Raw genomic sequence first — 23,671 nt, 5'->3', positions numbered from 1 at the left:
GGGGTCAGCCCTTGAGGCCGGAACCCGTGATCCCCTCGACGATCTGACGCTGGAACGCCAGGTAGAGGATGACCAGCGGCAGAGCCGCGAGGAGGGCGCCCGCCTGGATGTCGGCGTAGCGCTGACCGAAGCTGCCCTGGACGGTGGCGAGACCGACCGGGATGGTCATCAGGTTTGGATTGGAGAGGACGAACAGCGGCAGGAGCAGGTTGTTCCAGACGCCGACGAAGGTGAGGATGATGACGGCCGCGATCACGGGGCGGGACAGCGGCATGATGACCGACCAGTAGACCTTCCAGAGGCCGGCGCCGTCGATGCGAGCCGCCTCCTCGAGCTCTCTCGGGATGCCGTCGAAGAACTGCTTGAAGATGAACACCGCGATGACGGCGGGCACCTGCGGGAAGATGACCGACCAGTAGGTGTTGAGCAGGTTGACGGCGCCGAGCTCTTGGAAGATCGGCACGATGAGCACCTGGCTCGGGATCATGATGCCGAGGATGATCAGCAGGAAGACGGCGTTCTGGCCGCGGAACTTCAACCGCGACAGCGCGAAGGCGGCCATCGATGCGAAGAGCACGGTCATCGCTGCGGTGACGACGCTCGTGACTCCGCTGGCGAGGTACCAGTTCCAGATGTCTCCGGCCTGGAACAGCGCGGCATAGGAGTGGAGCGTCGGGTTCCAGGTCTTCAGGATGTCGGTTGCGCCGAGAGCAGCGACGCCGTTATCGGAGAGCGACGTCTTCAGTGCGAAGACGCTCGGAATCAACCAGACGATCGCGAAGACGGTCAGCACGATGGCCGACACGATGCTGAACGTGCGACCGCTCGTGCCCATGCGGGCGCCGGTGGGGCGGGCCGCCGGGGCTGCCGCAGACAGCGGCGATTTGGTGCGGCGTTCGGGAGCTGTGGTGAGAGCCATGATCAGGCCGCCTTTCGAACTGCCGCGCGGTCGACGAGCTGTCGGATGACGGCGATCGCGATGATGACGATGAGGAGGAGGACCGACGCGGCCGAGGCAGCTCCGAGACGGTTATCGGTGAAGCCCGTGCCCGTGACGAGCGTCAGGGCGACCGACGTCGAGATACCGGGACCGCCGGATGTCATCAGGTACACCTGGTCGAAGATCTTGAGGCTGGCGACGATCTGCAGCAGCAGCACGAGCGTCGTGGTGCGGCTGAGCAGCGGGAGCGTGATGTAGCGGATCTGCTCCCAGGTCGAGGCGCCGTCGACCGCGGCGGCCTCGTACAGCTCGCGCGGAATCTCTTGAAGACCGGCTAGGTAGAGCACGAAGTTGAACCCGAGGGTCCACCAGATCGTGGCAATCGCAATGCCGATCATGGCCGTGTTCGGGCTGGCCAGCACGCCGGCTCCTGGCGTGATGCCGAAGATGCTCTGCGCGCTCGCCCAGAGGCCTGATCCCGGCGTGAAGATGAACACCCAGATGAGCGAGATTGTCGCCGACGGCAAGATGTAGGGGAGGAAGAACGCGAGGCGGAAGAACCACTGCCCGCGCCGCACCCGGTTGGTGAGAATGGCCAGGAAGAACGCCAGGATCACCAGCGGCGGCGTCGTGTAGAGCGTGAATTGCAGCGTGTGCCACATCGCGCTCCAGAAGTCCGCTCGACCGAGCATCTCGGCGTAGTTCGCGACACCCGCGAACGAACCGAGCCCGGTGCGGACCGTCGACGTGTTGAAGAAGCTGGTGATGACCATCCAGATGGTCGGCCCGAGCAGGAACGCCAAATAGAAGAGCCCGAACGGGGCGAGGAACAGCCATGCACCGCGGCCGTCGCCGCGCGAGAGCACAGAGTGCCTCTTCGGTCGGGCTTCTGGGGCGGCCGCTGCGCGGCGGGTGAGAGCGGGAGCGGCGGTCACGACGTTGTACCTCCTGGGGTCGGGGTGCGGGGATTCACAGCGGGCTGGGGGTGTTGGTGTAGACCTTGAGCTGGCCCTTGATGGCCGACAGTGCGGCCTGCGGCGAGCTCGAGAGCTGCTGGACGAGAGCCAGCTGAGCACCGACTGTCACTTCGAACGTCGAGCCGGATCCTCCGTACCAGGCGGGGTCGTCGTAGACCGCGTCTTCAGCCGCCTTCGAGTAGTCGGCCTGGGGTTCGAGGGTCTTGTACGCCGAACTGTCGAGGGTCGGCAGGTAGGCGGGAACGTGACCGCCCATCGCCCAGGTCTGGCTCTGGTCGAGCATCGACTTGATGAACACCATCGCCTGCTTGCGCTGGGCCGGCGTGCGGTCTTTGCGGGGGAGCACGAACGTGTGCGAGTCGGCCTGCGCGGCCGGCTTGTCGAACAGGGTCGGCACGGGAACCATGCCGAACTTGAGGCCCTTGATCGACTGCGCCGTTGTGATCTCCCACTCTCCCTGGAGGAAGAAACCGGACTTGCCCGTGAACATCGCAGTCTGAGCACCGGCGTAGTCGAGGCCCTTGTTGAGCCACCCCTTCTTGACCCAGGAAGCGATCCGCTCCATGACCTTCGCGTAGGCGTCGTCGTTGACCGTGATCTTGGAGCCGTTGTCGGAGAGGAAGGGGGTGGCCCCGGTGATCTGCCAGTACAGCGTCTGGAACACGCGCCACGGCGTCGCGGTCTCGCTGACGTTGGCGACCGTGATCGCCGTGCCACCGGTCACCTTGCTGATGGCCGCGAGAGCTGCCTCGAAGGTGTCGAGCCCGGTGAGGTCTTTCAGCTTGCCGTCGCTGTCGAGGAGGCCCGCCTTCTTCATCACGTCGCTGTTGTAGAACATCACCAGCGGGTGGGTGTCGAGGGGGATCGCAATGTTCTTGCCGTCGGTCTTCTGGGCGTCCCACGACTTGGCGTTGAACGAGTCGGCCGAGAGCCCGACGGAGGCGAGGTCGGCGTCGGTGATGGGCTCGAGGATGTCGCCGTCGTAGAGCGGCTTCGCGCGGGTGAGGTGCGCGACCGCGACGTCCGGCGGCTTGTTGCCGACCGTGGCGAGAGTGAGTTTCGAGTAGTACGGGTTGCCCCACGCGAAGACCGTGGCCTGCAGCGACTTGGTGCCGCCGTTGGCCTTGCGGTAGCCGGCCTCCATGGTCTGCATGCGGCTGCCGTCACCGCCGCCGAAGAGGTTCCAGAAGATGAGCTGCTCAGGGTTGAGTGGCGAGCCGAAGAGGCCCGCGCCGAGCGGGGTGCTGGAGCAGCCGGCGAGGGCCACCGCTCCGGCCGTTGCGAGACCCGCGGTGAGCAGACTGCGCCGGGTGAACGTGGACGATGGACGGGGTGCCATTTCGACCTCCTTGTCGGTGGGCAACGTGAGTCTGCGGTGCCGCCGTCGGGGGGAGTGTCGACTGCGCCGCGCTGCGCTGGTGACGACTATTACATCGTTGTAACCCTGCGTCAAGTGCTCTACGCGAATCGTCGCTCGCGGGCTACATGAGAACAGCCCGCGGGCTGTTCTCATGCAGCCCGAGAACGGCCCGCGGGCGGTTTCAGTGCCGGGTGCGGGTCGACGCCCGCGACACGACGTCGTGCGGGATCGCGACGTAACGCGGCGCCAGGGTCCGATCCGACACCCGAGCGGCGAGCAGGCTCAGCGTCTGGTCGGCGAAGGCCCGCTTGTCGAAGGTGACGGTGGTCAGCGGCGGCGTCGAGAACCGCGAGTCGGCGATGTCGTCGAAGCCCGCCACCGAGACGTCGCCCGGCACGCTGATGCCACGGGAGGCCAGTGCCGACAGCGCCCCGAGGGCCATCGAGTCGGTGAAGCAGAAGAAGGCGTCGACGTCGAGCCCGCGGTCGAGCGCCTCGAGCACCATGTGACGGCCCGACTCGGGCGACCACTCGCCCGAGAGCTCGAGCGAAGGATCCGTCGGAAGCCCGGCTGCTGCGATCGCCTGCCGGTATCCCTCGGTTCGCTGTCGATTAGAGGCGCTGTTGAACGCCGGCCCCACGGCTCCCACCGCCGCGATGCGGCGGTGCCCCAGGCTCAGCAGGTACGCGGTCATGTCACGCGCGGCGGTGATCGAGTCGACCGACACCTGGTCGACGAGGGTCTGCTCGACCTCGCCGATCACCACCACCGGCGGGAGCGAGTCGGCACCCACGATGGCGCTGGCCTCCAGGGTGACCGGGTTGAGCACGAGGCCGTCGACGAGGTGCTCCCGGCCCCGCGACAGCAGCTCGCGCTCGCGCTCGGGGCGCCGACCGGTCTCTTCGAGCTGCACGGCCCAGCCCAACTCGTGGGCTACCTCGACGAACCAGTGCAGCATTTCGGCGGTGTACATGGTGCCGAGGTCGGGGAACGCGAGGGCGATCGCGCCGGTGCGCCCGTTGCGGAGGCCGCGTGCGCTGAGGTTCGGCACGTACTGGAGCTCTTTGACGGCGGCCTCAACCCGCTCGCGCGTTTCGGGCCGGACGAACACGACGCCGTTGACCACGTTGGAGACGGTCTTCGGGCTGACCCCGGCCCGGGTCGCCACGTCTCGAACGGTTGCGCGCATTCGGCCAGGCTAGCGGGGCGGTGCGGGCGGGCGCGTTCCGAATTCGAAGGAGAAACCCGGGCAGGCACCCTGCCGATCGGCATGAATCGGTCGCGGCGGCGCCGGATCTCCTTCAAATTCGGCAGGGCAGGGTCAGGCCGACGCCGTCGCGAGCACCTTCTGGATCCGCTGCAACGACACCGACTCGGCCGGCCGAAGGTCTTGCGCGAAGAGCGACAGCCGGAACTCCTCGATCATCCAGCGCGCCCGCACGAGCGGCGCCGGAGCAGAGGCCGCGGGCGGGAACGCCCCACCCGCATCCACGTACCGCTGCTGCGCCTGCTGCACCTCGACCATCCAGGCGCGGTCGCGCGCGGGGTTCTCGAGCAGTTTCGTCACGCGGCGCTGGATGCCGACGAGGTAGACCGGCACCCGCTGCAGCTGCGCGATCCCGGTGGCCGACACGAAGCCGGGGTAGAGGAGGCGCGACCGCTGCTCGCGCGCGTCGGTCAGCGCAGGCAGTAGCGCCATGTTCGTGGCCTGCTTCAGCGCCTTGTCGGCGTCGCGAGCGGCAGTCAGCGTGCGGGCGACGAGCGACACGGTCTGGAACATCTGATCCATCACGGCTCCCGACACCCGGTCGCGCACGGTCTCGAACTCCTTCTTCGTGAAGACGATGCCGTCGGGCTTTACCCGGTACAGCACGTCGTCGACGACCGCCGTGAGGCAGTCCGCGAAGAGCGCGGCGGTGTTCTGGTACGGGCTGGTCGCGAGGATGAGCTTCTCGGCGCTCGTCAGGTGCTGCTGCACATAGGCGATCGGAGACGGGGTGCCGAGCATGAGCAGCCGCCGGACTCCGCGCGGGGTGGCGAGAGCCTGGTCGGCGGCCGTCGCCATGAGCTGGATCGACACCGACGCGGCATCATCGACGAGCGCCGGGTAGGCGCGGATCGTCGTGTCGCCGTGCTTGGTGTCGACGAAGGCGGGAAGGTCGTCGAAATCCCACTTCGTGATGCCGTCGCGCTGGATCGTCACCCGAGAGGCGGGAGCGGTCTCGGTCGCCCGCGCCACACTGCGGCGCGTGTCGGCGGCGAGGGAGCGCTGCAGCGCGCCGAGCTCTTTGTCGATCCCGACCACACGCCCCTTCTCGTCGACCACCGCGAACGTCATGCGCAGGTGAGCGGGCACGCGCGACACATCGAAGTCGGTCTCAGCCACGGGGGCGTAGGTAAGCCGCTTGATGACGCCCGCGACGGTGGCTGTGAACGGGACCGAAGGATCCTGCGGTTCGTCAGGCAGTTCCGCGGTGATCTTCGCAGCCCAGTCGCCTGCAGGAACCACGCTCTTGCGCAGCTGTTTCGGCAGCGACTTAATGAGCGCGGTCACGAGCTCGTCGCGGAACGCCGGCACCTGCCAGTCGAAGCCGACGGGCTTGAGCGATGCCAGCAGGGGTAGCGGCACGAGCACGGTCACGCCGTCGTCGTGCGAGCCCGGCTCGAAACGGTAGCGGAGGGTCAGCGCCTGGTCACCCTGCCGCCACGTGGTCGGGTAGGCCTTCTCGTCGACCTCGGGCTCGTCGTCGCCGAGGAGGTCGTCGGCCCGCATGGTCAGGAGGTCGGGGGTTTCGGCACGGGCCTTGCGCCACCAGCCCTCGAACGAGCGCGTCGAGAACACGTCGGCGGGGATACGGCGGTGGTAGAACTCGAACGCGGCGTCGCCGTCGACCAGGATGTCTCGGCGGCGGGTGCGCTCCTCCAGCTCGGTCAGCTCGTCGATCAGGCGGTCGTTGGCGTCTTGGAAGTTCTGGTGCGACTCCCAGTCGCCCTCAACGAGGGCGTGCCGGATGAAGAGCTCACGGGCGTACACGGGGTCGATGCGGCTGAACTGGACTCGCTGGCGCGGGATGATCGGCACCCCGTAGAGCGTGACCCGCTCGAAAGCGACGACCGCGCCCTGCTTCTTCTCCCAGTGCGGTTCGGAGTGGCTCCGCTTGACCAGGTCGCCCGCGATCGGTGCCGCCCACGCGGGATCGATCGAGCCGGCCACCCGGGCGAACAGGCGTGAGGTCTCGACGAGCTCGGCGGCCATGATCGCGTTCGGCTGCTTCTTTGCGAGAGCCGATCCCGGGAAGATGACGAAGCGCGACTGGCGCGCACCGACGTAGTCCTTCTTCTGCAGGTCTTTCAGGGCGATTTGGCTGAGGAGCCCGGCCAAGAGCGACTTGTGCACGCCGTCAGGGTTGGCGCTCGGCTCGCCGACGTGGAGCCCGAGATTCTTCGAAGCGCGCACGAGCTGGCGGTACACGTCTTGCCACTCGCGGATGCGGAGGTAGTTGAGGTATTCGGCCTTGCACAGGCGGCGGAACGCACTCGAGCCGAGGTCTTTCTGTTGCTCCTCGAGGTAGTTCCAGAGGTTGAGCAGGCTGAGGAAGTCGCCCGACGGATCGGTGAACCGAGCGTGCTGCTGGTCGGCCTGGGCACGGCGTTCGAGTGGACGCTCGCGCGGATCTTGGATGCTGAGCCCCGCGACGATGGCCATGACCTCGCGGGTGGTGCCGTGCTGCTTCGACTCGAGCACCATGCGCGCGAGACGGGGGTCGATCGGCAGGCGCGTGATCTGGTGGCCGAGCCGGGTGATCCGCGGCTCGTCGGTCGCACCCCGCGACTCGACGGCGCGCAGTTCGCGCAGCAGGTCGACGCCGTCTTTGATGCCGCGCGAGTCGGGCGGCTGCAAGAAGGGAAACTTCTCGATCGCGCCGAGGCCGAGCGAGATCATCTGGAGGATGACCGCAGCCAGGTTGGTGCGCAGGATCTCGGGCTCGGTGAACTCCGGACGCTTCTCGAAATCCTGCTCGGAGTAAAGACGGATCGCGATGCCGTCGCTCGTGCGGCCGGAGCGGCCGGATCGCTGGTTCGCGCTCGCCTGCGAGATCGCCTCGATGGGCAGGCGCTGCACCTTGGCTCGGGTCGAGTACCGGCTGATGCGCGCGGTGCCCGCGTCGATGACGTAGCGGATGCCGGGCACGGTGAGGCTCGTCTCGGCGACGTTGGTGGCGAGGACGATGCGCCGACGCGTTCCCGGGGTGCGACTGGTTTCGAAGACTCGGTGCTGGTCGGCCGCGCTCAGCCGGCCGTAGAGGGGAAGCACCTCGGTGAAGGGCAGGTTGCGGCCGCGGATCGACTCCTCAGCATCGCGGATCTCGTTCTCGCCCGAGAGGAAGACGAGCACGTCGCCGGAGCTCTCCCGGGCCAGCTCGTCGAGGCCGTCGTTGATGCCCTGAAGGTAGTCGCGGTCGTCGGCTCGGGTCGGTCGGTCGCCCCGGGCGTCGAGGTCATCGGGGTCGGTGCTGGATCCTTCGGTTTCGCCGTCAGCACTGACTTCATCTGCAACCAACGGCCGGTAGCGCACCTCGACCGGATAGGTGCGGCCGGAGACCTCGATGATGGGGGCGCCGTCGAAGTGCTTCGAGAACGACTCCGGGTCGATCGTCGCGCTCGTGATGATCAGCTTGAGATCGGGGCGGCGGGGCAGGAGCTGCTTGAGATAGCCGATCAGGAAGTCGATCGTGAGGCTGCGCTCGTGTGCCTCGTCGATGATGATCGTGTCGTACTTGGTGAGGTCGCGGTCGAAGTGGATCTCGTTGAGAAGGATCCCGTCGGTCATCAGCTTGATGCGGGTCGCGTCGCTGACATGGTCGGTGAACCGGACCTGGTAGCCGACGAGGTCGCCCATCTCGCTGCCGAGCTCGTCGGCGATGCGCTCGGCGACCGTGCGGGCGGCGATGCGGCGTGGCTGCGTGTGGCCGATCATCTCGCGACCGAGGTCGAGGCAGATCTTGGGCAGCTGCGTGGTCTTGCCCGAGCCTGTCGCACCCGCCACGATGACGACCTGGTTGTCGCGAATGGCAGCCGCGATGTCGTCGCGACGCTGCGAGATCGGCAGCTCCGGGGGGAAGGTGATGGCAGGAATCATGAGCCCTCCAGCTTACCGCGCGCGGGTCGGTGAGGAGTTATCCACAGGGTGGTGGTCGGGGCCAGCGGGGGAGTCGCTCGGGTTGCCATCCTCGTCGCATGACTTCTTCGTTCGACTCCAGCTCAGAGGGCGTCCAAGCCCTCATCGTCTTCACCGATCCCGTCTGCGTCTACTGTCTCGACCTCGTGCACGAGGGCCTCACCTCCGAGGCCGAGATAGCGGCTCGTGCCGCCGAGCGCATCGGCGTCACGGTCGAGCACGCCGCCGCGGTGCTCGACGGGTTGATCGGCGTCGGGTACATCGGGCGGGCCGGTCTCACCGAGATCGCCGATCTCGGGCTCGACGACTTCGCCGCGCATTTCGAGAAGGCGATGGATCAGCTGGAATGGCTGCGATCGAAGGGGGAGGGGCGCCAGGTCGACGACATCCTCGTGGCGCTGGACGCCGCCTGGAACACCCGCAGCGCCGATCCGGCGAAACGACTCAGCGCGGCGCAGTTTCGCGCGTCGGCGGCGGGTCGTCGGCACGCCGCGAGGCTCGAGGCCCGGAGTCTCGGGCACGTCTCGGCCGTCGGAGCAGCCGAGGGGGCGCGCGCGTGATGATGTCGCCCGACCGCCGGGCCCTGATCCTCCTGCTCAGCCCCGCCGTCTTGCACCTGCTCGACCTGCTTCTCACCGGCGTGACGAGCGAGAAAGACCTCACGCAGCGGACGGCCGGCCGACTCGGCATCCCGACCTCGCACGCACGGGAGGTGCTCGAGAATCTCGTGCGCAACGACTTCGTCACGCGCGAACGCTCGGGCGGCTACCGAGGTCTCGACGAGGCTCGCTTCCGAGACGAACTCGCCGCCGCTCGTCGGCATCTGGTCGGGCTGCGCCTGGCGGGCGACCATGCCCAGGCCGACCTGCTGGAGTGCGCTCTCGACAGCGCATGGGATGCCCGGAGTGCCGACCCGGTACGCAAGAAGAGCGCAAGGCGGTTCATCCGGTCGGAAGACGGCCGTCGTCTAGACGATCTGATGCAGAGTCAGACGCTGGGGGAGCCCTTCGCGCTCCTGAAGTTGCAGAAGAGGGCGGGGTAGGCCGGGGGTCGCCGATACGCGATATTTATGCCATGCTGGCGCGCATGGAGGCAGTGGAGCTGAAAGCGGAACCGGTCGTGGCCCTCGTCGGTGGCGGGGCGGTGTTCCTGGCAGGCGTCGCGTCGGTGGGGGCAGGTCGAGTCTCAGGTGCCTTCCTTCTCGGGGCGCTGGCCTGGTCGGTCGGGCTTGCGGTGCTTGCCCTGGGGCTCCCCGGGAGGGCGGGCGTCTTCGGCTCCGGCAGGGTGGTGCTGCTGCTACTGGTGGGAGCATCTTCGCTCTCGCTCGCGACAGGCATCGCATCGAGTTTCGGCAGCGTGCCCTCCGAGAGGTTCGAGTCGCCGACCGTTCAGGCGTTTTCATGGGCCTTCCTGGTGGTCGAGCTCGCGGCACTGGTTCTTCTCGTCGCTGGTGCGATCCTGGTTGGTCGCGCTCCCGACGCGTCTGCCCGCGCTCGGAACGGCCTGGTCGCGCTCACTCTCGTGGCGGTCGTCTCCTCCGTGCTTCCGTACGTCGTCCTCGCCGCTCTCGCCCCGAGAGACGTGCAGATCGCGGCAGATGGTCTGTTCTGGGTCTCGCGGCTCTTCGCGCTCCTGACCTGTGCCGTGGGCGTCTGGTTCGCCTGGCCGTGGCTTCAGCCTCGGGTCGACGCCGGTGTCGCTGCTGTGGCGCGGGCCTACCGCCGCTACGTCGACTCGACCCCCTGAGCAGTGCTGTCGATCGGAATGGAGCGACTGGCAGGAGGCGATCTGGGATTTTGAATGAGGCGCTCGCGACGATCAGGAGCGATCCGTATGCTGTGATCACCGCTCGAACCCGAGTCGTCAACGAAGACGAAATTGGAGCTCCAATGAGTAGTTCCCGCACCTCCCCCTCTCGTGCCACCGCGTCGGTCGCTTCCATCCTCAAAGAGTCGGCCGACCGACACGCCGATGCGGTCGCCGTCGTCGTCGGTCCGACCGAGACGACCTACTCCGAGCTGTGGGCCGAGACCCGCGCCTACGCCGGCGCTCTCCGTGCCAAGGGCGTCATTGAGGGCAGCCGCGTCGCCATGCTCGTGCCGAACGTGACCGACTTCCCCCGCGTCTACTACGCGATTCTCTCGCTCGGGGCAGTGGCCGTTCCGATCCATGCTCTGCTTAAGCAGCACGAGATCGAATACGTCCTCCACGACAGCGGATCGGCCATGCTGGTCTGCGCTGCACCACTCCTCGGCGAAGGGGCGCCCGGCGCCGGTCTGGCCGGCGTCGACGTGGTCACCGTGCTGGCACCGCCCGATCTCGTCACCGGCTTCGATCGCCTCGAGGCGCTCGCCGAGGCGGCCGAACCCATCGACACCTACGTGCCCCGCGACCCGTTCGACACCGCGACGATCCTGTACACGAGCGGCACCACGGGTCAGCCGAAGGGCGCCGAGGGGTCGCACTTCAGCCTCCTCGAGCAGACCAACGCCCTGCTTCTCTCCACGTTCAAGATCGAGGCCGGCGATCGTCTTCTCGGTGCGCTTCCGCTGTTCCACACGTTCGGCCAGACCTGCACCATGAACGTCGCCTTCCGGGCGGGCGCCACCATGGTGATGGTGCCGAAGTTCGACGGCGACACGGCCCTGCGGGTGATGGTCGAGCAGCACTGCGACATCTTCATGGGCGTCCCCACGATGTACATGGCTCTGCTCGACGCGGCGACCCGCACCGAGTCGCGGCCGAGTCTCAAATACGCGATCTCCGGGGGTGCCGCGCTTCCCGTCGCGATCATCGACCGGTTCTGCGAAATCTTCGGGGCCGAGATCCACGAGGGCTACGGCCTCACCGAGACGTCGCCGGTCGCGACCTTCAACCACGTCGGCCGCACGCCGCGTCCCGGAACGATCGGCACGGCCATCTGGGGAGTCGACGTCGAGGTCGCCGACCCCAGCGTCGCCGACCGCATCGTGCTCATGCCGAACGGCTCGATCGGCGAGATCGTCGTGCGCGGCCACAACATCATGAACGGCTACCTCAACCGCCCCGACGACACCGAGAAGGCGATCGTCGACGGCTGGTTCCGCACGGGCGACCTCGCCACCAAAGACGACGACGGCTACTTCACCATCGTCGACCGAACGAAAGACATGATCATTCGCAACGGCTACAACGTGTATCCCCGGCAGGTAGAAGAAGTCCTCGCCAGCCACCCCGACGTGCGCATGGCCGCCGTGTTCGGTGTGCCTCACGAGACCCACGGTCAAGAGATCGAGGCGGCAGTCGTCCTGGCGTCCGAGAGCACGACGACCCCGGACGACCTCATCGCCTTCGTCGCCGAAGAGATCGCGGCCTACAAGTACCCTCGCGTCGTGCACGTGCTCGACGCCCTGCCCCTCGGTCCGAGCGGCAAGGTGCTCAAGCGCCAGCTCGTCCAGCGTTTCGCCCCGGCTCACGCGTGAGAGACGTCGAGGTCCGCGTCCACCGAAGCGACGAGGGGTTCCCGAAAGATCAGGAGCTCGCCTGGCAGCTCGCCGAGCTGGCCGTCGACCCGGTGCCCGTCGCCGACGACGTCACCGAGATGATCATCAACCGTGTGATCGACAACGCGGCGGTGGCGACCGCGTCGCTGCGTCGCGCGTCGGTGGTTGCAGCGCGCGCCCAGGCCGAGGCACATCCGATCAGCCCCGCGACAGACCCCAGGCGCCGGGGATCAACCGTGTTCGGCACCGACCCGACCCTCCGCTTCGCCCCGGAATGGGCCGCCTGGGCCAACGGCGTCGCCGTCCGCGAGCTCGACTTCCACGACACCTTCCTCAGCGCCGAATATTCGCACCCGGGCGACAACATCCCGCCGCTGCTGGCTGTCGCGCAGCACGCGGGCCGTTCAGGATCCGACGTGGTGCGTGGCATCGCGACCGCGTACGAGATCCAGGTCGACCTCGCTCGGGCGATCAGCCTGCACCGCCACACGATCGACCACGTCGCGCACCTCGGCCCGAGCGCTGCAGCGGGCCTCGGCACGCTCCTCGGCCTCGACGCCGAGACGATCTACCAGGCGATCGGCCAGGCCCTCCATACGACCACCGCGACGCGGCAGTCGCGCAAGGGCCTCATCTCTACCTGGAAGGCCTATGCGCCGGCCTTCGCCGGGAAGCAGGCGATCGAGGCGATCGACCGCGCGATGCGCGGCCAGACGAGCCCGTCACCGATCTACGAGGGCGAAGACGGCGTGATCGCGACCCTTCTCGACGGCGTCGAGGCGGGTTACTCGGTACCGCTGCCGGCCGCGGGCGAGCAGAAGCGCGCCATCCTCGACACGTTCACGAAAGAGCACTCGGCTGAGTATCAGGCGCAGGCCTGGATCGACCTGGCCCGCCGGCTCGGCCGCGAGCACCCGGAGCTGCGCGATCCCGCGCGCGTGGCGAGCATCGTGCTGCACACGAGCCACCACACCCACCGCGTCATCGGTTCCGGCGCGAACGACCCGCAGAAGTACGACCCCACCGCCAGCCGCGAGACCCTCGACCACTCCATCCCCTACATCGTCGCCGTGGCGCTGCAAGACGGCGAATGGCACCACGAGCGCTCCTACGCCCCGGAGCGGGCCGCCCGCGCCGACACGGTCGCTCTCTGGCGCTCCATCACGACGGTCGAAGACCCCGACTGGACTCGCCGCTACCACTCGCTCGACCCGGCCGAGCAGGCATTCGGCGGACGCATCGAGGTCACGTTCACCGACGGAGGCACCCTCGTGGACGAGATCGCGGTGGCCGATGCGCATCCCCTGGGAGCACGGCCGTTCCAGCGAGCGGACTACGTGGCGAAGTTCCGGACCCTGGCCAGTGGGATCCTCGATTCGTCATCGATCGACGCCTTCATCGACCTCGCCGAGCGTCTGCCCGAGCTGACCGCCGACGAGCTCGGCGGGCTGACCGTGATGCCCGATGCGGCCTACTTCGAGGGGCTCACCGTGCGCCAGGGGCTGCTGTAGTGCTGTACTCCTCGGTTTCGGCTGCCGACAAACGCGTCGCCCTGCGGCGGGCACTCGACGGCCCGGGTCTGGTGCGGCTGCCGGGTGCCTTCAACCCGCTGAGCGCACGGCTGATCGAACGCAAGGGCTTCGAGGGCGTCTACATCTCGGGTGCCGTGATCAGTGCCGACCTCGGCCTGCCCGACATCGGCCTGACGACCCTGACCGAGGTCGCCACCCGGGCCGGGCAGATCGCCCGCATGACCGACCTGCCGTCGATCGTCGACGCCGACACCGGCTTCGGCGAGCCGATGAACGTCGCGCGCACAGTCCAGACGCTCGAAGACGCAGGGCTGGCCGGCCTGCACATCGAAGACCAGGTGAATCCGAAGCGCTGCGGGCATCTCGACGGAAAAAGCGTCGTCGACGCCGAGACGGCGGTCAAGCGGATCCGCGCCGCGGTCGACGGTCGTCGCGACCCGAACTTCCTGGTGATGGCCCGAACCGATGTGCGCGCCGTCGACGGTCTCGCGGCGGCCGTGGATCGGGCGAAGGCCCTCGTCGACGCGGGCGCCGACGCGGTGTTCCCCGAAGCGCTCGAGGGGCTCCGCGAGTTCGAGGCGATGGCCGATGCCCTCGACGTGCCGATCCTTGCCAACATGACCGAGTTCGGCAAGGGCGAGCTGCACACGGCCGACGAGCTCGCGAGCGCCGGGGTGAAGATCGTGATCTACCCGGTCACGCTGTTGCGCCTGGCCATGGGCGAGGCCGAGCGCGGTCTCGACGAGATCGCCGCCGCCGGCACGCAGGCGGCGCTCCTCGACCGGATGCAGCACCGCCGAGACCTGTACGACCTGATCGACTACGAGGGCTACTCGCAGTTCGACGACTCGATCTACACGTTCGACCTCACGAAGGAGTGACCGATGACGACATCCGCAGCGACCGACACCGCACCTGAAATCCACAAGGGCCTGAACGGCGTCGTCGTCGACGAGACCCGCGTCTCCCAAGTCGACGCCGCCTCGAACTCCCTCCTCTATCGCGGGTATCCGGTGCAGCAGCTCGCGGGTGCCGTGCCGTTCGAAGACGTCGTGTGGCTGCTCTGGCGCGGTGAGCTTCCGACCGCTTCCGAGAAGGAGGCGTTCCGCTCTGCCGAGCGCGGTGCCCGGGCGCTCGACCCGACCCTCCGCTCGCTGATCGATTCGCTGCCGAAGTCCACGCACCCGATGGATGTCTTGCGGACGGCCGTGAGTGCACTCGGCACCCTGGATCCTGAACCGGCGAAGCCGTCGCCCGACGAGACCTACGAGAGGGCTCTTCGGGTCTTCGCGCAGATCCCGGCTTTGATCGCCTACGACCAGCGTCGACGACGAGGGCAGGATCCTTTGGACTCCCGCGACGACCTCGGGTATTCCGCGAACTTCCTCTGGCTCGTCTTCGGCGAAGAGCCCGACCCGCTCGACGTCGAGGCGTTCGACGTGTCGATGACCCTCTACGCCGAGCACTCGTTCAACGCGTCGACATTCACGGCTCGCGTGATCGCCTCGACTCTCTCCGACCTGCACTCGGCCCTCGTCGGCGCGATCGGCGCGCTTAGGGGCCCGCTCCACGGCGGTGCGAACGAGGCAGCACTGGCTCTGCTTGAAGAGATCCACGACCCCGACCGGGTCGACGCCTGGCTCGATGCGGCCCTCGCCGAGAAGCGCACCCTGATGGGTTTCGGGCACCGCGTCTACAAGAACGGCGACAGTCGCGTGCCGACGATGGAGGTCGCTCTCGGGCGGCTCCTCGACGAGCGCCCCGGGCAGGAGAACGAGCGGCTGCGCGACCTCTACGACGCGCTTCAACAGGGCGTGCTCGAGCGGAAAGGCCTCAAGCCGAACGTCGACTACCCGTCGGGCGTCGCCTACCACCTGCTCGGGTTCGACGCCGAGGTGTTCACGCCGCTGTTCGTCGCGGCGCGGGTCGCCGGCTGGACGGCGCACGTCGTCGAACAGCGCGGTGCGAATGCGCTCATCCGACCGCTGAGCGAGTACGTGGGGGAGGGGTATCGCGACGTTCCTTCGTCGTGAGGCAGGGCGCGACACCGGGTTTCGGGCATGACGCCGCCCATCGGCGGTGGTGAGGCCGAAAGGTGGTGTCTCAACCGCTCGGCACAGGCGAGGCCGAAGCCGGTGCCAGGCCGGCGGCGTAGCGTGGCCTCGTGCCCAACGAGCTCCGCGACGCCATCAGCCCGTACCTCCGCAGCCACGCCGACAACCCCGTCGCGTGGCACGCGTGGGGAGCCGCCCCGTTCGAGGAGGCCGCCCGCCGCGGACTCCCCATGATGGTGTCGATCGGCTATTCGACCTGCCACTGGTGTCACGTCATGGCCCGCGAGAGCTTCTCCGACCCCGAGTTGGCCGCGCATCTCAACGAGCGCTTCGTCGCCATCAAGGTCGACCGCGAGGAGCACCCCGATGTCGACGCCAGCTATCTCGCGGCGGCGGGCGCCTTCACCGGCAACCTCGGCTGGCCGCTGACCGTCTTCGTCACCCCCGAGGGCCGCGCGTTCTTCGCGGGCACCTACTATCCGCCAGTTCCGGTGCAGGGCACGCCGTCGTTCCGTCAGGTGCTCGATGCCGTATCGGAGGCCTGGACCGACCGCCGCGACGAGGTGGAGCAGAACGCCGGTGAGATCGCCGCCGCGCTCGCCGCAGCGTCGACGACCATAGGCGCAGGCACGGGCGACAACGCAGGATCCGACGTCACGGCTCACGAGATCCAGGCGATCGTCACTCGGCTCGCGTCATTCGAAGACGACGAGTTCGGTGGCTTCGGTCGCGCCCCCAAGTTCCCGATCGCGCCGGTGCAGCGCCTGCTCGTCGACGTGGCGACGAGTTCGTCGCCCGCCGCACCAGCCGCGCGAGCGCTGGTCGGACGCACCCTCGACGCCATGGCCGCGTCGCCTCTCCGCGACTCGGTGGAGGGCGGCTTCTTCCGCTACTCCGTTCGGCGCGACTGGCACGAGCCGCACTACGAGCGCATGCTCTACGACAATGCCGTGCTGCTCGACGCCTACTCCCGCGTCGGATCGTTCGACGTGGCCGCGGGCATCGCCGAGTTCCTGCTGACGACGCTGCAGCGGCCGGGCGGTGGTTTCGGGTCGGCCCAAGACAGCGAGAGCGACCTCGGCGAGGGCGGCTACTACGCGCTGGGCGGCGACGGGCGGGCCGCGGCGACACCGCCGAAGGTCGACGAGAAGGTACTGACGGGGTGGAACGGCCTCGCAATCGGCGCGCTGGCAGAGGCCGGGGTGCGGCAGGGGCGAGCCGACTGGATCGCGGCGGCACGAGCGGCGGCGGATCGGATCCTCGGGTCTTCGGTGTCGACCGGCGGCGTCCTGCTGCGGGCGACGTCCGAGCGGGGTGCCTCCGACGCGGTCGCAACCCTCGAAGACTTCGGCATGCTCGCCGACGGGCTGCTGCGGCTCGCAACAGCGACCGGCGAGGTGTCGTACGCCACGGCTGCGCGCGACCTCGTCGAGCAGTGCCTCCCTGGGGCCGGCGACGCCCGCGTGTTCGTGGCTCCCGGCGGCGGAGACCCGGTGCTCGCCGCGCAGGGGCTCCAGCTCGCGAGCGACCCGTCGGAGGGCGCCTACCCGTCGGGCCTGTCGGCCATGGCCTCGGCGGCGCTGACCCTGTCACAGCTCACGGCCGACGCCCGCTACCGGGAGGCCGCCGCGCGCGCCGTTCGCTCGGTGCACGACCTGGCGCTCGACAACCCGACCGCCTTCGGGGCGATCCTGTCGGTCGGTGTCGCGCTGTCGGATCCTGCGGTTCAGGTCGTCGTCGTGTCCGACGGGAGCGAAGGATCCGACGGCTCGCTCGCCGACTCCGCCCGACGAGTGCGACGGCCCGGCGCCGTCGTAGCCGTCGTGACAGAAGCTCAGGCGGCAGAGTGGTCGGCCGCCGGATTCGAGCTCTTCAAAGGGCGGGTGCTCGGCGCCGGTGATGGAGTTACTGCGACGGCCTACGTCTGCCGCGACTTCGTGTGCCGGTTGCCGGTCGGCTCGGTGCCCGAGTTCGAGGAGCAGCTCGCCGCCGTTGCCCGAATTTGAAGGAAAAACTCGCGCTGGAGGCCCCGGATCGGCATGTTTCCGGTCGCCGCGGCGCGTTTTTCCTTCAAATTTGCACGCGGACCAGGGGTCAGCGGGCTACTTCCAGCTCGGCACCCAGTAGTGCAGGTTGATGAAGGTCCACGGCGCTTGGGTCGCCGTCCACATCGGGTAGTAGAAGATCGTCAGCACGACTGCCACGATCACGATCACCCCCACGACGCGGATCCCGCTCAGGCGTCGGAGCGGATCGTCGGTGCGCTTGCCGAGGATGATGCCCAGAGCGGCCACCAGCCCCATGACGAGATAGGGCTCGAACGCGATCGTGTAGAACTGGAAGACCGTCCGGTTGAGGTACATCATCCAGGGCAGGTAGCCGGCGGCGACGCCGATCAAGATGGCCCCCGACTGCCACTCGCGGTAGCGCGCCAGCCGGTAGCAGAGGTAGAGGCAGGCGAGCACGGCGGCGTACCAGATGAGCGGGTTCGCGATGCCGCTGATGGCCTGGCCGCAGCGGTCGACCGTGCAGCCGTTCTGACCCTCTGACAGGCCGAGGTAGAACATGCTCGTCGGCCTCTGCATCAGCAGCCACAGCAGGGGGTTCGCCTGGTAGGGGTGCGCCGTGGACAGCCCGACGTTGAACGCGTAGATGCTCGCCTGGTAGTGCCAGAAGTTCTGCGCGACGTCGGGCACCCAGGCGAGCAGGCCCTTCCAGGGGGTGGCCCCGTTGCCGTCTTCGAGCCAGGTGCGGTTCCAGCCGCCCCGGGTGACGAACCAGCCCGTCCAGGTGGCGATGTAGGTGACTGCCGCCGCGGGCACCATCAGCAGGAACGTCGCCGGACCCTGCGTGATGAGCGTTCCCGTGCCCCACAGCTCGACTCCGACACGACGTCTCGCCATCATGTCGACGGCCACCGTGTAGAGCGCGAAGATGGCGAGAAAGTAGATGCCGTTCCACTTCACGCCCGAGGCGGCACCGAGCATAATTCCGGCCGCGATCAGCCACGGCCTGTTCCACAGCGTCGGCCCCCAAGCAAGGTCGCGCCCGCGCGCATTCCTCCGTCGAACCCAGGCGTCCAGACGTCGTTTGCTGTGCGCGCGATCGAGCAGAACGGCTCCGAATGCGAGCAACGCGAAGAGCATCACGAAGTTGTCGAGCAGCGACACCCGCGACATCACGATCGCCTGACCGTCGATGGCGAAGAAGAACCCCGCCAGCACTCCGAGCACGTCGGACTTGAGCAGGTACCGCGTGATTAGCGTAATGAGGAGGACGGCAAGGATCCCGGCCACCGCCGTGCTCAACCGCCACCCGGCCGGATTCGCCGGCCCCATCACGGCCATGCCGAGCGAGATCAGCCACTTGCCGAGGGGCGGATGGGCGATGAACTCGGCGGAACTCGTGAAGAGATCGGTCTGCCCGGCCGCGAACTTAGAGTCGACGTCGCCCGGCCAGGTGCCCTCGTAGCCGAGGTTGTGCAGACTCCAGGCGTCTTTGACGTAGTAGGTCTCGTCGAACACCAGGGTGTTCGGGTGGCCGAGGTGCCAGAGGCGCAGCAGCGCGGCGATCAGGGTGACGAGTGCCGGGCCGCCCCAGCGCCAGGCGCGCTGGCGGGCGGGGGTAGAGAGTACGCGACCCCACCAGGCGTCGATTGGCGTGAGCCCCCAGCGATGCGCGACCGGCTTCCGCGGTCGCTCGACCCGGTCGGGCTCGGCACCGTGGGGGGATTCGCCGCCGGGGCCTTCGACGGGCGCGTTTCCGACCAGCTGGTCGAAGTCGCCGCTCGGCCGAAATGTCATTCGGCCATCGTAGATGGCCCGACGAAGGAGAATGGGCGGGTGATCGTTCTCGCGGCAACTCCTATCGGCAACCTCGGCGACGCCTCCCGGCGCCTGATCGAGGCCCTCTCGAACACCGAGGTGATCGCAGCGGAAGACACCCGCACGGCCATCCACCTGATGCGCGCCCTCGGCGTCGAGAACCGCCCGCGGCTCATCGCGCTGCACGAGCACAACGAGCGCGAGAAAGCCTCCGAGGTCGTAGAGCTGGCACGGAATGCCGACGTGCTCGTCTTGACCGATGCCGGGATGCCGGCAATCTCGGATCCTGGGTTCCCGCTCGTCGAAGCGGCGGCCGCCGCGGGAGTGACCGTCACCTCTCTTCCCGGCCCGTCGGCCGTGCTGACGGCGCTCGCCGTCTCGGGGCTGCCGACCGACCGCTTCACCTTCGAGGGGTTTCTGCCGCGCAAGCAGGGCGATCGTCTGCGGGTGCTCGGCGAACTCGAGGGCGAGCGCCGCACGATGGTCTTCTTCGAGTCTCCGCACCGCCTGGCCGACTCGCTCGTCGACGTGGCGTCGACGCTCGGCGAGTCGCGGCGCGTGGTCGTCTGCCGCGAGCTGACGAAGCTGCACGAAGAGGTCAAGCGGGGTACCGCGGCCGAGCTCGTCGCTTGGGCTGCCGAGGGGGTCCGGGGTGAGATCTGCATCGTGATCGAAGGATCCGCGGCCCGTCACGTCGACCTCTCGGCCGGCGTCGCTCTCGTGCTCGCGGCCGTTGCTGCCGGTGACCGCCTGAAGGAGGCCGCCGCCGAGGTGTCGGCTGCGACGGGTCTCTCGAAGCGCGACCTGTACCAGGGGGCGCTCGCCGCTCGGTAGGTGTGAACACCCGCCGACCCCTCCCACACGCCGAAACGCACCGCCGCGCGGCTTTAGGATGGACGACATGCCCGCCGGCGACGCCTTCTTCATCACCACGCCCATCTTCTACGTCAACGACGTGCCCCACATCGGGCACGCCTACACCGAGGTCGCGACCGACGTGCTCGCTCGGTGGCACCGCCAGCGCGGTGACGACGCCTGGCTGCTCACGGGCACCGACGAGCACGGCCAGAAGATTCTGCGCACGGCGACGAGCCACGACGTCTCGCCGAAAGAGTGGGCCGACAAGCTCGTCGAGGAGGCCTGGATCCCGCTCCTCGAGACGGTGAACATCGCCAACGACGACTTCATCCGCACCACCGACCAGCGGCACGAGACCGGTGTGCAGACCTTCCTGCAGAAGCTCTACGACGACGGCTTCATCTACCAGGGCGAGTTCGAGGGCTTCTACTGCGTCGGCTGCGAGGAGTACAAGCAGGCGTCCGACCTGGTCGACGGCACCGGTCCGTTCGAGGGCCAGCAGGTCTGCGCCATCCACTCGAAGCCCGTCGAGCTGCTGAAGGAGAGCAACTACTTCTTCCGCATGAGCGACTTCGAGAAGCCGCTGCTCGATCTGTACGAGTCGCAGGCCGACTTCATTCAGCCCGAGAGCGTCCGCAACGAGATCGTCCAGTTCGTCAAGCAGGGTCTCCGCGACCTCTCGATCTCGCGGGCCTCGTTCGACTGGGGCATCAAGGTGCCGTGGGATGACAAGCACGTCGTCTACGTCTGGTTCGACGCCCTGCTCAACTACGTCACCGCCGTCGGCTACGGCGTGCCCGATCAGCAGGCCGAGTTCGACCGCCGCTGGCCCGCCACTCACATCGTCGGCAAAGACATCGCGCGTTTCCACGCCGTCATCTGGCCTGCAATGCTCATGGCAGCCGGTCTGCCCGTGCCGAAGCACGTCTTCGGCCACGGCTGGCTCCTGGTAGGCGGCGAGAAGATGTCGAAGTCGAAGCTGACGGGTATCGCGCCGCAGCAGATCACGGAGACCTTCGGCGTTGACGCGTTCCGCTACTACTTCATGCGCGCCATCACGTTCGGCAACGACGGCAACTTCTCGTGGGAAGACATCTCGGCGCGCTACCAGGCCGAGCTCGCCAACGGATTCGGCAACCTCGCGTCACGCATCATCGCCATGATCACTCGCTACTTCGACGGCACCGTGCCCGTCGCCGGCGACCTCGACGCGGCCGACCTCGCCATCCGCGAGACCGAGGTGCGCGTGACCGCCGCCGCGGACGCGGCGATCGAGCGGTTCGCGATCCACGAGGCCCTCGGTTCCATCTGGGAGCTCGTCGATGCCCTCAACGGCTACATCACCGAGCAGGAGCCCTGGGCTCTCGCGAAAGACGAAGCCAAGCGCGATCGTCTCGCGACGGTGCTGAACACGGCGCTTCGGGGTCTCGGCACGCTGACCGTGCTGCTCAGCCCCTTCATCCCGGATGCCACGCGCAAGCTGTGGGCGTCGATCGGCCAGGGTGAGCTGACGAGCCAGAACGTCGACCGCGCTCCGGAGTGGTCGTCGGCACCGAACGTTCAGCCGCTTCCGTCGACGCTGTTCCCGCGCATCGAGCAGCCGGAGCCGGCCACAGCGTGACTGACGCAGAATCCGGCGACGGAGCGACGATGCCCCCGTCTCACGACCAGAACGCCGGCGCGACCCACATCCGTAAGCGCAGCGACGAATCGGGCGGCCAGAAGCGCGATCTGAGTTACCCGCCGCTGCCGCAGCCCCTCACGGTTCCGGTCTACGACAATCACACCCACCTCGAGATCGAAGACGGCGAAGAGGGCCTCGACTACCGCGAGCACCTCGACCGGGCGTCGAGCGTCGGCATCCGCGGAGTGGTGCAGGTCGGCAACGACGTGGCGACATCGCGCTGGTCGGCCGAGATCGCGAGCCGTGAACCGCGCGTGCTGGCGGCGGTCGCTCTGCATCCCAACGAGGCGCCGAAGCTCGCCGCCGCCGGAGAACTCCACGAGGCGCTGGCCGTGATCGACGAACTCGCCGCCAGGCCCCGCGTGCGTGCCGTCGGCGAGACCGGCCTCGACTGGTTCCGGCTTCCCGACGACGACACCCGCGACGCCGCTCGTGCCGCGCAGCTCGAGTCGTTCGAAGCGCACATCGAGATCGCCAAGAAGCACAATCTCGCCCTGCAGATCCACGACCGCGACGCCCACGACGACGTCGTCGCAACGCTCAAGCGCGTCGGCGCCCCCGAGCGCACGGTCTTCCACTGCTTCTCGGGCGGTCCCGAGTTGGCCACCGTCTGCGCTGAGAACGGCTGGTACATGTCGTTCGCCGGCACGGTCACGTTCAAGAACGCGCAGGCCCTCCGCGACGCTCTCATCCAGGCCCCGCGCAGTCTCATCATGGTCGAGACCGACGCGCCCTTCCTCACGCCGAGCCCGTTCCGCGGCCGCCCGAACTCGCCGTACCTGATCCCGCACACCCTGCGCTCGATGGCCGAGACCCTCGGCACCGACGTCGGCATGCTCGCCGCGCAGATCACGTCGACGACCGAGCTGGTCTACGGCACGTGGGAGTCCGACCCCATCCGGATCGAGGCCTGACGTGGCATCCAGCACGCTTCTCGGGCCCGCCGAGATCCGCGACCTCGCCGACCTCCTCGGTATCCAGCCGACGAAGAAGCTCGGCCAGAACTTCGTGCACGACGGCAACACTGTGCGGCGGATCGTGGGGGCTGCCAAGGTCGCACGCGAGACCCGTGTGGTCGAGATCGGGCCGGGTCTTGGATCCTTGACTCTCGGTCTGCTCGAAGCCGGTGCCTCGGTCACCGCGGTCGAGATCGATAAGCGGCTGGCCGAACAGCTGCCCGAGACCGTGCGCCTGCTGCAGCCCGACGCCGACCTGACCGTGGTCGTCGCCGACGCGATGAAGGTCACCGAGCTGCCGTCCGAGCCGACGCACCTCGTCGCGAACCTGCCCTACAACATCTCTGTTCCGGTGCTCTTGCACTTCCTCGAGCACTTCCCGTCGCTGACGCGAGGGCTCGTGATGGTTCAGGCCGAGGTGGGGCTCCGTCTCGCGGCCTCGCCCGGGTCGAAGGTCTACGGCTCGCCGAGCATCAAGGCGGCCTGGTACGGCATCTGGTCGACGGCGGGTCAGGTCAGCCGCCAGGTCTTCTGGCCGGTGCCGAACGTCGACAGCATTCTGGTCGCCTACGACCAGCGCGAACCGAAGGGCACCGAGGCGGAGCGTGCCGCCACGTTCGAGCTCGTCGACGCCGCGTTCCAGCAGCGCCGCAAGATGCTCCGGCAGTCGCTGTCGGTCGTGTTCGGGTCGTCGGCGGAGGCATCTGACGCGATCGAGCGCGCGGGCCTGGCGGCGACGGGTCGCGGCGAAGAGCTCACGGTCGACGACTTCCTGGCCATCGCCCGAGTGCGGCTGGCCGACCGGGCCGAGTAGTCGTGTCTCCG

The 23,671-nt window shown here is 68.1% G+C and carries 18 protein-coding genes; 12 read left to right on the top strand and 6 right to left on the bottom strand.

What is annotated here, in order from left to right; all coding sequences use genetic code 11:
* Window positions 1-4: 4 nt before the first annotated feature.
* The 5 genes from EDF39_RS11155 to hrpA all read right to left on the bottom strand — a co-directional run bounded on the left by EDF39_RS11155 (window position 5) and on the right by hrpA (window position 8,417).
* Window positions 5-919: a carbohydrate ABC transporter permease gene (locus tag EDF39_RS11155; protein ID WP_123943083.1), complete on the bottom strand. Its 915-nt coding sequence runs from the start codon at window positions 917-919 to the stop codon at window positions 5-7.
* A 2-nt stretch (window positions 920-921) separates the two neighbouring features.
* Window positions 922-1,875 (bottom strand): carbohydrate ABC transporter permease, encoded by a 954-nt coding sequence (locus EDF39_RS11150; RefSeq protein ID WP_123943081.1) that lies wholly within the window; start codon window positions 1,873-1,875, stop codon window positions 922-924.
* Window positions 1,876-1,909: 34 nt separating this feature from the next.
* Complete coding sequence (locus EDF39_RS11145) at window positions 1,910-3,256, bottom strand: extracellular solute-binding protein (protein WP_055963472.1); 1,347 nt, start codon at window positions 3,254-3,256, stop codon at window positions 1,910-1,912.
* Between the two features lie 202 nt (window positions 3,257-3,458).
* Window positions 3,459-4,466 carry a LacI family DNA-binding transcriptional regulator gene (locus EDF39_RS11140; protein WP_123943079.1) on the bottom strand — a complete coding sequence of 336 codons (1,008 nt, stop codon included), beginning with the start codon at window positions 4,464-4,466 and terminating at the stop codon, window positions 3,459-3,461.
* A gap of 132 nt (window positions 4,467-4,598) precedes the next feature.
* Window positions 4,599-8,417, bottom strand: a complete 3,819-nt coding sequence (gene hrpA / locus EDF39_RS11135; protein ID WP_123943077.1) for an ATP-dependent RNA helicase HrpA — start codon at window positions 8,415-8,417, stop codon at window positions 4,599-4,601.
* A 98-nt stretch (window positions 8,418-8,515) separates the two neighbouring features.
* Here hrpA and EDF39_RS11130 point away from each other — a divergent pair, with 98 nt between their 5' ends.
* The 8 genes from EDF39_RS11130 to EDF39_RS11095 all read left to right on the top strand — a co-directional run bounded on the left by EDF39_RS11130 (window position 8,516) and on the right by EDF39_RS11095 (window position 17,530).
* A complete protein-coding gene (locus tag EDF39_RS11130; RefSeq protein WP_123943075.1) occupies window positions 8,516-9,016 on the top strand; it encodes a hypothetical protein in 501 nt (166 codons plus the stop codon).
* Window positions 9,013-9,498, top strand: coding sequence for a hypothetical protein (locus EDF39_RS11125; RefSeq protein ID WP_123943073.1), 486 nt, complete (start codon window positions 9,013-9,015; stop codon window positions 9,496-9,498). The genes EDF39_RS11130 and EDF39_RS11125 overlap by 4 nt, the downstream gene beginning before the upstream one ends.
* A 32-nt stretch (window positions 9,499-9,530) precedes the next feature.
* Window positions 9,531-10,202, top strand: a complete 672-nt coding sequence (locus EDF39_RS11120) for a hypothetical protein (RefSeq protein WP_148089112.1) — start codon at window positions 9,531-9,533, stop codon at window positions 10,200-10,202.
* A 143-nt stretch (window positions 10,203-10,345) separates the two neighbouring features.
* Window positions 10,346-11,917, top strand: a complete 1,572-nt coding sequence (locus tag EDF39_RS11115; protein WP_123943070.1) for a long-chain fatty acid--CoA ligase — start codon at window positions 10,346-10,348, stop codon at window positions 11,915-11,917.
* A complete protein-coding gene (locus EDF39_RS11110) occupies window positions 11,914-13,449 on the top strand; it encodes an MmgE/PrpD family protein (protein ID WP_123943068.1) in 1,536 nt (511 codons plus the stop codon). The genes EDF39_RS11115 and EDF39_RS11110 overlap by 4 nt, the downstream gene beginning before the upstream one ends.
* The gene (gene prpB, locus EDF39_RS11105) at window positions 13,449-14,351 is read left to right on the top strand and encodes a methylisocitrate lyase (protein ID WP_055963448.1); all 903 of its coding nucleotides are present in this window, start codon (window positions 13,449-13,451) and stop codon (window positions 14,349-14,351) included. The genes EDF39_RS11110 and prpB overlap by 1 nt, the downstream gene beginning before the upstream one ends.
* A gap of 3 nt (window positions 14,352-14,354) precedes the next feature.
* Window positions 14,355-15,503 (top strand): bifunctional 2-methylcitrate synthase/citrate synthase, encoded by a 1,149-nt coding sequence (locus EDF39_RS11100; protein ID WP_123943066.1) that lies wholly within the window; start codon window positions 14,355-14,357, stop codon window positions 15,501-15,503.
* Between the two features lie 131 nt (window positions 15,504-15,634).
* Window positions 15,635-17,530: a thioredoxin domain-containing protein gene (locus tag EDF39_RS11095; RefSeq protein ID WP_123943064.1), complete on the top strand. Its 1,896-nt coding sequence runs from the start codon at window positions 15,635-15,637 to the stop codon at window positions 17,528-17,530.
* A 96-nt stretch (window positions 17,531-17,626) separates the two neighbouring features.
* Here EDF39_RS11095 and EDF39_RS11090 read toward each other — a convergent pair whose 3' ends face one another.
* Window positions 17,627-19,327 (bottom strand): dolichyl-phosphate-mannose--protein mannosyltransferase, encoded by a 1,701-nt coding sequence (locus EDF39_RS11090; protein ID WP_123943062.1) that lies wholly within the window; start codon window positions 19,325-19,327, stop codon window positions 17,627-17,629.
* A gap of 39 nt (window positions 19,328-19,366) precedes the next feature.
* Between EDF39_RS11090 and rsmI the strand changes: the two genes are divergently transcribed.
* From rsmI to rsmA, 4 genes are all read left to right on the top strand, one after another.
* Window positions 19,367-20,182 (top strand): 16S rRNA (cytidine(1402)-2'-O)-methyltransferase, encoded by an 816-nt coding sequence (rsmI, locus tag EDF39_RS11085; RefSeq protein ID WP_123943060.1) that lies wholly within the window; start codon window positions 19,367-19,369, stop codon window positions 20,180-20,182.
* Between the two features lie 67 nt (window positions 20,183-20,249).
* Window positions 20,250-21,827, top strand: coding sequence for a methionine--tRNA ligase (gene metG / locus EDF39_RS11080; protein WP_055964069.1), 1,578 nt, complete (start codon window positions 20,250-20,252; stop codon window positions 21,825-21,827).
* On the top strand, window positions 21,824-22,804 hold the full coding sequence (locus EDF39_RS11075; protein ID WP_370275180.1) for a TatD family hydrolase: 981 nt from the start codon (window positions 21,824-21,826) through the stop codon (window positions 22,802-22,804). The genes metG and EDF39_RS11075 overlap by 4 nt, the downstream gene beginning before the upstream one ends.
* Before the next feature lies 1 nt (window position 22,805).
* Window positions 22,806-23,660, top strand: a complete 855-nt coding sequence (rsmA, locus tag EDF39_RS11070; RefSeq protein WP_055963432.1) for a 16S rRNA (adenine(1518)-N(6)/adenine(1519)-N(6))-dimethyltransferase RsmA — start codon at window positions 22,806-22,808, stop codon at window positions 23,658-23,660.
* The last annotated feature ends 11 nt before the right edge of the window (window positions 23,661-23,671 follow it).

This window comes from Frondihabitans sp. PhB161, from assembly GCF_003814635.1.
In the GTDB taxonomy this organism is placed as follows: Bacteria; Actinomycetota; Actinomycetes; order Actinomycetales; family Microbacteriaceae; genus Frondihabitans.
Note: the sequence above shows the minus strand (reverse complement) of the source record. Positions and strands in the feature narration are given on the sequence as shown.